The 8,381-nt window shown below is 67.2% G+C and carries 10 protein-coding genes; 4 read left to right on the top strand and 6 right to left on the bottom strand.

Annotated elements, in window-relative coordinates; all coding sequences use genetic code 11:
- Nucleotides 1-207 precede the first annotated feature (207 nt).
- From E4L96_RS05645 to ychF, 3 genes are all read right to left on the bottom strand, one after another.
- Nucleotides 208-1,326 (bottom strand): GGDEF domain-containing protein, encoded by a 1,119-nt coding sequence (locus E4L96_RS05645; protein ID WP_135206243.1) that lies wholly within the window; start codon nucleotides 1,324-1,326, stop codon nucleotides 208-210.
- 130 nt (nucleotides 1,327-1,456) lie between these two features.
- The gene (locus E4L96_RS05640) at nucleotides 1,457-2,302 is read right to left on the bottom strand and encodes an MOSC domain-containing protein (protein ID WP_135206242.1); all 846 of its coding nucleotides are present in this window, start codon (nucleotides 2,300-2,302) and stop codon (nucleotides 1,457-1,459) included.
- A 95-nt stretch (nucleotides 2,303-2,397) separates the two neighbouring features.
- Entirely contained in the window at nucleotides 2,398-3,489 is a 1,092-nt protein-coding gene (gene ychF / locus E4L96_RS05635) for a redox-regulated ATPase YchF (protein WP_135206241.1), read from the bottom strand.
- A gap of 131 nt (nucleotides 3,490-3,620) precedes the next feature.
- Here ychF and E4L96_RS05630 point away from each other — a divergent pair, with 131 nt between their 5' ends.
- Nucleotides 3,621-4,085, top strand: coding sequence for a peroxiredoxin family protein (locus E4L96_RS05630; RefSeq protein WP_135206240.1), 465 nt, complete (start codon nucleotides 3,621-3,623; stop codon nucleotides 4,083-4,085).
- 6 nt (nucleotides 4,086-4,091) lie between these two features.
- Here the strand turns inward: E4L96_RS05630 and E4L96_RS05625 are convergent, their stop codons facing one another.
- The gene (locus E4L96_RS05625) at nucleotides 4,092-5,180 is read right to left on the bottom strand and encodes a patatin-like phospholipase family protein (protein WP_135206239.1); all 1,089 of its coding nucleotides are present in this window, start codon (nucleotides 5,178-5,180) and stop codon (nucleotides 4,092-4,094) included.
- A 107-nt stretch (nucleotides 5,181-5,287) separates the two neighbouring features.
- Here E4L96_RS05625 and E4L96_RS05620 point away from each other — a divergent pair, with 107 nt between their 5' ends.
- Nucleotides 5,288-5,731 (top strand): DUF411 domain-containing protein, encoded by a 444-nt coding sequence (locus E4L96_RS05620; RefSeq protein WP_135206238.1) that lies wholly within the window; start codon nucleotides 5,288-5,290, stop codon nucleotides 5,729-5,731.
- 7 nt (nucleotides 5,732-5,738) lie between these two features.
- Here the strand turns inward: E4L96_RS05620 and E4L96_RS05615 are convergent, their stop codons facing one another.
- Nucleotides 5,739-6,242: a GNAT family N-acetyltransferase gene (locus E4L96_RS05615; protein ID WP_135206237.1), complete on the bottom strand. Its 504-nt coding sequence runs from the start codon at nucleotides 6,240-6,242 to the stop codon at nucleotides 5,739-5,741.
- Nucleotides 6,239-6,823: an aminoacyl-tRNA hydrolase gene (gene pth, locus E4L96_RS05610; RefSeq protein WP_135206236.1), complete on the bottom strand. Its 585-nt coding sequence runs from the start codon at nucleotides 6,821-6,823 to the stop codon at nucleotides 6,239-6,241. The genes E4L96_RS05615 and pth overlap by 4 nt, the downstream gene beginning before the upstream one ends.
- A gap of 127 nt (nucleotides 6,824-6,950) precedes the next feature.
- On the opposite strand from pth, the gene E4L96_RS05605 reads away from it, so the two are divergent.
- Entirely contained in the window at nucleotides 6,951-7,661 is a 711-nt protein-coding gene (locus E4L96_RS05605) for an RNA polymerase sigma factor (RefSeq protein WP_135206235.1), read from the top strand.
- A gap of 105 nt (nucleotides 7,662-7,766) precedes the next feature.
- A complete protein-coding gene (locus E4L96_RS05600; RefSeq protein WP_135206234.1) occupies nucleotides 7,767-8,327 on the top strand; it encodes a ferritin-like domain-containing protein in 561 nt (186 codons plus the stop codon).
- Nucleotides 8,328-8,381 lie beyond the last annotated feature (54 nt).

The following is an 8,381-nucleotide window of genomic DNA, read 5'->3' as shown; positions in this document are numbered from 1 at the left end:
TCAAATGAGACCTTGGCAAACCGGGGGCGTCCATGTACGGGGTCAGGCCTCAGCCCTTTCAGGTGGGGTCAGACCCCGGCCCTGTGGATAACTGAATCTGCGAATGAAGCGGGCTGTGGACAACCGGCCGGGGTCTGACCCCCTCTATGAGAAGCAGGCCTGACCCCGGGGTTGAGGTGGTGCAAGGCGGGGCGGTGGAAGGGGTGGTCAGTCGAGGGAGACGACGCGGTTGCGGCCGGATTCCTTGGCGCGGTACAGGGCGGCGTCGGCGCGCGCCAGCAGCTGCTGGGCGGCGGCTTCGATCGGGCTTTCGCGGTCAAAGTCGCTCAGGGTGGCCACGCCGATGGACACCGTGACCGGCACCTTGTAGCCGTTCGCCAGCGTGACCGGCGCGCTGGCCACGCTGTTGCGGATGCGGTGGCCGACGTGGGTCGCGCTATCGAGGTCTGCGTCGATCAGCAGCACCACGAACTCTTCGCCGCCGAAGCGGCCCAGCGCATCCGACAGGCGCAGCTCGTCCTTGATGCGGCCCGCCACTTCGCGCAGCACTTCGTCGCCGCCCTGGTGGCCGACGCTATCGTTCACGTGCTTGAAGTGATCGAGGTCGATGTACATGCACGACATCCGGTACGACTGGCGCCGCGCCCGCGCGATCTCCTCCAGCAGGCGGCGGTCGATGTAGCGGCGGTTGTACACGCCGGTCAGCGAATCGGTCAGCCCAATGTACTTGAGCATCTCGTTGGAGATGGTGTTCTCCAGGCAGATCGCAATGATCGAGCCCATATGCTCGACAAAGTCCGTCCCCATCGCCTCGGTGAAGCGCGCTAGGTGCACGCTGCCGAGATTCAGGCTGCCGATCAGCCGCCGGTTGCGCAGCAGCGGCACCAGGGCCACGCTCTCCATGCCGGGCGGCGGATTCGGGAACAGGTCCGCGTGCGCTTCGCTGTCGTAGGGGCCGAGCATGGGCTTGGGCACCGCGCCCGGCGCGCGCGCGAACGGCAGTGCCGCTTCGCTGTCCACGAAAATCAGGTTGGGGAAAGCGTCGAAATCGACGCCCAGCTTGTTCATCACCGTGTGGATGTCGGCATCGACGTCGATCAGCGACAGCGTGACGGCGTCGAGCTCCGAAATCACGGGCAAGGTGCGGAAGATGGTGCTGACCAGCTCCGGGAAGCCCGACGAGCCGACGATCTCCAGATCGAACGCCTGGTGCCGGCACATGATTTCGTGGTTGTGTTCGGCCTGCTCGATCAGGTAGGCCAGTTGGGACCGCAGGCGAACGTTCTCCGCCTTCAGGTCTTCCGCCAGAGCGCTGCCGCCATCCATGACATCCCTTAACAAAAACGCAAAGCTTTTTTGATTTTCAGCAATACACGCAACATTACGCCAAGTTTTTGGTCTTGCCTACCAAAACTCACAGAATGTCGCGCCCATGCTGCAAGGGCTGCAGGGCCGGTCAGAAGGCCAGTTCCGGCTCCAGTGGCTGGCCCACGCGCAGCACCGTGCCCGCACCTGCAGCGACGATGACGTTCATGCCGAAGCAGATCGCGTCCTCCATCTGCGGCTTGGTGCGGTAAGTGCGCAGGATGTCGAGCGGGTCCGGCCCGGGGATGCCGGTGGCCTGGTCGATGGACGGAATCGGACAGCGCGGGCACGGTTTCACGGGCCGCAGCTCCAGCGCACCGACGGTAAAGGTAGCGGTGTAGTCCTCATCGAAGGCTTCGATCCCGCCGACCACAATGTTGGGACGGAAGCGGTTCATCGGCAGCGAATCGCGGCCAGCGGCGCGCAGCTTGTCGTTCAGGTCATCGAGCGAAGCACGGCCGACCAGCAGGATCGGATAGGCATCGGCGAACTTGGAGGAGGCGGCCAGGCCGCCGGTCCACTTGGTGCTGGTCGGCCGGACCACGTCCGGCAGGAAGCGCACCACGCGGCACGTCACGCCGATGGCGGTGCTGAACCAGGCCGCTGCTGCGTCACCGCAGTCAGCGCCTTGCAGGCCGTCGTCCCACAGCTGCACGCTGCGCGTCGCAAGGTCCGCGCCGTACCGCAGCGGCAGCGCCAGCGGCGGCATCTCCGGCGCATGCAAGATGAGCGCATCGGCGGCCAGCGTGGGCCGCACCAGTGCCATCAACGGCGCCTCCCGCTGCGTGAGGAAGCTGCCGTCCTCCCGCACCAGCATCCATTCGCGGTCGCCGATGCCGCCAACGGCCAGCCCGTCCCGCGTCACCACCGCCTCCTCGACGGCGAGTCCGGCGCAGGATTTGACGGGATACACAATCAGTTCTTCAACGATGACCATGCCAGCATTCTAGGTTGGACTCGGCCGCGCTGCATGCGGCCGCAAAAAAGCCCCGCTGCCTGGCCGGCACGCGGGGCTCGATGACGCGCAGGCGGTCAGACGTTGAACAGGAAGTTCAGCACATCGCCATCCTTGACGATGTAGTCCTTGCCCTCGGCGCGCATCTTGCCCGCTTCCTTCGCGCCGGTCTCGCCCTTGTACTGGATGTAGTCGTCGAACGAAATGGTCTGGGCGCGGATGAAGCCGCGCTCGAAGTCGGTGTGGATCACGCCCGCGGCCTGCGGCGCGGTGGCGCCGATCGGCACCGTCCATGCGCGCACTTCCTTCACGCCCGCGGTGAAGTAGGTCTGCAGGCCAAGCAGCTTGAAGCCGGCGCGGATTAGGCGGTCCAGGCCCGGCTCGTCCATGCCCATGTCGGCCAGGAAGGCGCCCTTGTCCTCATCGTCCAGGTCCGCGATCTCCGCTTCGATGGCCGCGCAGATGGCGACGATCGGCGCGTTCTGCGCGTTCGCGTATTCGGTCAGCTGGTCCAGCAGCGGATTGTTGGTAAAGCCGGTGTCCGAGACGTTGGCCACGTACATCGCCGGCTTGGCGGTGATGAGGCACAGCGGCTTGACCAGCTCCATCTCTTCCGCCGACAGGCCGAGCGCGCGCACCGGCTTGGCGTCGTTCAGTGCGGGCAGGATCTTCTCGAGCAGGGCCACCAGCTTGGCGGCTTCCTTGTCGCCCGAGCGGGCTTTCTTCTGCTCGCGGTGGATGGTCTTCTCGACGGTGCCCATGTCGGCCAGCGCGAGTTCGGTCTGGATCACGGTGATGTCGTCGATCGGGCTCACCTTGCCCGCCACGTGCACCACGTTCTCGTCCTCGAAGCAGCGCACCACGTTGACGATGGCGTCGGTCTCGCGGATGTGGGCGAGGAACTGGTTGCCCAGGCCTTCGCCGTTGGAGGCGCCGGCCACCAGGCCCGCAATGTCCACGAATTCCACGATCGCATTGACGATGCGCTCCGGCTTGACGATCTCCGCGAGCTGGTTCAGGCGCGGATCGGGCACCTCGACCACGCCGACGTTCGGCTCGATGGTGCAGAACGGGTAGTTTTCAGCCGGGATGCCGGCCTTGGTCAGGGCGTTGAACAGGGTGGACTTGCCGACGTTGGGCAGGCCAACGATGCCGCATTTGAGACTCATGGGGGGACCTTCAGGGAGAATTCGCTAAACCCTGCATTGTACTCCACTGGTGGCGTGGCCAGCAGCCTGCACATACGCCCAGTGCGGTGCAAACTCGGTGCATACTTGTGCTTTTGGCAGCGGGAGGCCGCATGGAACTGGACGTCAGCGAATGGCTTAACGTGACCGAGCCGCCGCGCCTGGCCGATCTGCGCGGCCGCGTCGTGATGGTGGTGGCCTTCCAGATGCACTGCCAGGGTTGCATCGTCACGGCGCTGCCGCAGGCGCAGCGCGTGCACGATGCCTTCAAGCCTGAGGAAGTGACGGTGCTCGGCCTGCACTGCGTGTTCGAGAACCACGCGGCGGCGGATCCGGACCAGCTGCGCCGCTTCGTGGCCGAACAGCGGCTCACCTTCCCCATCGCCATCGATACGCCGACCGAGGGCCACCCGGTCCCGCAGACCATGCGCGCCTGGCAGCTGGGCGGAACGCCGACCATCGTCCTGTTTGACCACGCGGGCCGCCTGCGCCTGCGCCGCCTTGGCCACGCGGAGGACCTGCGCCTGGGCGCGATGCTCGGCCAGCTGCTGACGGAGCGCGGGCCGCGCCCAGCCTAGAACGCATCACATGGCCCGGATGCGCGCAATATCCGGCCGCTCCGCAAACGCCGCGAAATCGTCGCGCAGGGCCTGCGCCTGCGAAATCGCCTTCTGCCATTGGCGAATGCGCTCGTCGTGATCCAGCCCGTAGTGCTGGAAGTCCTTCCGGTCCGGCAGTTTGCCGCGCGGGAGCGTGCGCAGGAACTTGCGCGACGGCGCCACCACCAGAACGTTGTCCAGCCAGCCGCGGTTCGGTCCCTTGTGCGCGCGGCGCCACGGCAGCGACTTGTCCAGCCACCCGGGCACGATGCCGGACGTGAAGTGGGGGTACAGCACCAGGTCGTCGCTGTGCAGGCGCGCGTACGGCAGCGCGAGGTGGTAATCGAGGATGCCGCCGTCCCAGTAGCTGCCCGGCGGCGCTTCGTCCAGATGCTGAATGGCCTGCATGATCAGCGGGAGCGTGCCGGAAGCGAGCAGCGCGTCCGGCAGGTTGCGCGGCGTGAGGCGCACGAAGTGGGTGGTGAACACGTCCCACGGTTCGCGCAGCCAGGGCAGCGGATCGCGCACGTCGCCCATCACTACGCGCTCCAGCAGTGGCGCGAGATGCGCACGGGCGGCGATGTTGCGCAGGGCGGCGCTGGCGAAACCGCGCATCTCGTCCTTGCGGTGGCGCGGAGCGGCAAGGGCGCCACGTCCGCGGTCGGTCAGCAAATGCATGCGATAGTGCGGGTGCGCAAGGATGTCTTCTTCATGCCCGGTCACGAAGTCGGCCAGCAGCTTGCGGCAGACATCGTCGATTTGCCTGGGCGTGGGCTTGGGGTCGTCGTAGCGCTGGCCCGCATACAAATCACCCAGGCGCTTGAAGGCGGCGACCGGGTCGCGCTGGCAGGCGGCAGCCATGCGCCAGGCGCCGATGGAAGAGCCGATCAGGGTGCGCTCGCGCGGCGCGGCGGGCAGCCATTCTGAGAACAGCCACTGGTCCAGCGCCTGGAAGATCAGCCCTTTCGGCCCGCCCGCGGCGGCGGGGATGACGGCCACGTCCCGCGCGCGCAGGCCGTGCTGGCGGATGTGCTCCAGGGCGCGCGGCCCGGCATGGAATTCGAGTGCATTCATCACAAAATTATGGCACCGATAACGCGGCGCTGCTGGGCGGTTCCGCCCGCGCGGGGCTCTGCTAGAATGGGCTGGCGGCGCGAGGCCGCGCTCTCCGGACCATCATCATGACTATCCGATTTTCCCGTACCCTGGCCGCCCTCATGTGCGGCTTGCCCCTGATCGCCAGCGCGGCCGCGCCGGTGCTTGAAGTCTTCAAATCGCCGACCTGCGGCTGCTGCAAGGAGTGGGTCAAGCACTTGCAGACGAATGGGCTGAAGGTGAACGTGCATGAAGTCGAGGATCCGTCGGCCGTGCGCGCCTCGCGCGGCATGCCGGACGCCTATGGCTCCTGCCACACCGCCACCGTGCAGGGCTACACCATCGAGGGCCACGTGCCCGCGGCCGACATCAAGCGCCTGCTGGCCACGAAGCCGGCCGCCGTCAAAGGCCTCGCCGTGCCGGGCATGCCGATGGGTTCACCGGGCATGGAAGGCCCGCGCCATGATGCGTTCGACGTGCTGGCCGTTGACAAGTCCGGCCGCGCGACGGTCTACAAGCACTACGACTGAACGTCGGTCACAGCGCGCGCAGCGCCAGCGTAAAGCGGGCCACCTCGCGGGCAGGCACAGTGTAGGCCTCGCGCCGGAAGCCGCACTTTTCGAGCACGCGGGCGGAGGCGGCGTTAGCGGGTAGTACATAGGCGCACAGCTGCTTGAGCTGCCAGTCCGAGCGCGCGAGCGCAATCAGGTGCCGCAGCGCTTCCGTCGCCATGCCCCTGCCCACGCAGGCCGCGGCGATGCGATAGCCCACTTCCGCTGTTCCGGCTTGCCGGTCGATGTCCTTCAGATTGGCGCGCCCGAGGATGGCGCCTTCCGTATCCACGAGCACGCAGGGATGCATGCGCCCCTGCGCATGCGCGTCCAGGAACTGCGCGATGTGCGCTCGCACGCCGTCCTGTGAATAGAACGCGTCCCCGCGCGGTTCGATGTGCTGCTCGAACCAGCCGCGGTTCTCTGCCTCGAACCGCAGCAGCCGGTCCGCGTCATCCGGCCGCAGCGTGCGGATGCGGTGCCCGCTCACGCGGAGTGCAGCTGCTGCGTGGCCTCGGTGGTCTTCCCGTCGACCATGAGCGGGATGATGCGCAGGGCCTTCTCGATGCACTCCTCGATCAGGTCCTGCTCCTCGCGGCGCGGGCGGTGCAGCACGAAATCGGCCACACCCTGCTGGAGGTTGAGCGTGCGCGGGTGGCCGATGCCAATGCGCAGGCGCCAGTAGTCCTGCGTGCCCAGCGCCGCGCTGATGTCTTTCAGGCCGTTGTGGCCCGCGGCCGAGCCGCCCTTCTTCATCTTGACGGAACCCGGCGGCAGGTCCAGCTCATCGTGCACCACCAGGATCTCGTCCGGCGCGATCTTGAAGAAACGCGCCAGACCGCCGACCGACTGGCCGGACCGGTTCATGTAGGTCTGCGGTTCCAGCAGCCACACTTCCTTGCCGCCGATGTGGCACTTGCCCGCCAGGGCGTTGAAGCGGGACTCGCGCTGCAGACGGCAGCCCGGCAGCGAATTGGCCAGGTTATCGACCAGCCAGAAGCCGGCGTTGTGGCGGGTTTGTTCGTACTCGGGGCCGGGGTTGCCCAGGCCGACGATCAGGCGGATGGCCATTTGGCGTGCTCAAAATAAAAGACGAATTATAGTGGACACCCTGCCGGGAACGGATCGCGCATTCGCGGCATCCAATGCCACAGAGAGACCGAAAAAGCCCGACAAACCAGAAAATCAGCACCGAGCCATGCACGCCTACGACCCGCAGCCGCACGCCCACCAGTCCGACGCCGACCTCGCGCACCTGGCCGCCCACGGCGACCACCGCGCCTTCGAAAGCCTGATGCGGCGTCATAACCGGGCCCTGTACCGCACCGCGCGCAGCATCGTGCGGGACGACGCGGAAGCGGAGGACGTGCTGCAGGAGTCCTACCTGCTGGTCTACCGCCACCTGCTGGACTTCCGCGGCGCCGCGAGCCTGGGCACCTGGCTGACGCGCATCGTCATCAACGAGGCGACCGGCCGCCTGCGCAAGTCCCAGCGCCGCGCGGAGATCCTGCCCATCGGACCGCAGGCCCTGGACGACCAGGACAAGACCATCATGCCCGACGCCACCGCCGACACCCCCGAACAGCCGGAGCAGGCTGCCCTGCGCAATGAAGCGCGCCGCCTGATCGAGGCGAACATCGACGCGCTGCCGGATAGCTTCCGCACCGTGTTCGTGCTGCGTGCGGTGGAGGAATACACGGTCGAGGAGACCGCGGCGGCCCTGAATCTGCCCGAAGCGACGGTGCGCAGCCGCCACTTCCGCGCCCGCGCGCTGCTGCGCGAGGCACTGGCGCGCGAGTTCGATCACGCGCTGGATTCGGCCTTCGGTTTCGATGGGGCGCGCTGCGACCGCATCGTGGTGGGCGTGCTTGCACGGATGCCCACCGCGCGGGATGACGCGGACACCTGACCGTCACCGCATAACTACCCAAGCCTCACCACTCACCGGCGCGCCACAAGGTACGCCGGACGGGCAGCGCTTTGCCCAAATGATTTACTCACCCAAGGAGACACCATGAACGACTTCCCTTCCCTCACCCGCCGCGGCTTTCTCGGCACCTCCGGGCTGGCCTTGTCCGGCGCCGCTGTGGCCCTGCTGGCCGGGCGCGACGCGCTGGCGGCGGACAATGCGGCCAGCGGCAGTGCGGACGATGTGCGCATCCTGAATACGGCGCTGGGCGCGGAGCTGGAGGCGATTGCGGCCTACCAGGTCGGCGCGGAGAGCGGCCTGCTGCAAAAGCCGGTGCTGGATCTGGCGCGCACCTTCCAGGGCCATCACAAGGAGCATGCGGAGGTGCTGTCCAAGACCATCGTCAAGCTGGGTGGCAAGCCGGTGGCGGCCAAGGCCAAATACAGCTTCCCGGTCGAGAAGCTGAAGAACCAGACCGACGTGCTGCGCTTCGCGGCGTCGCTGGAACAGGGGGCGGTCAGCGCCTACCTCGGCGCGGTGCCGCTGTTCGGCAATCGCGACCTGGCCAAGGCCGCGGCCAGCATCCTGGGCGACGAGGCAATGCACTGGGCGGTGCTGCGGCAGGCTCTGGGCGAGGCGCCGGTGCCGGGCGCGTTCATGGCATGAGGGCCCTGTTCCTGACCGCGGCGCTGGTGGCCTGCGCCAGCGGCGCGGCGCAGG

The sequence above is a fragment of the Zemynaea arenosa genome (assembly GCF_004614185.1).
GTDB lineage: Bacteria > Pseudomonadota > Gammaproteobacteria > Burkholderiales > Burkholderiaceae_D > Telluria > Telluria arenosa.
The sequence above is the reverse complement of the archived record's forward strand: the minus strand, read 5'-3'. Positions and strand labels throughout refer to the sequence as shown.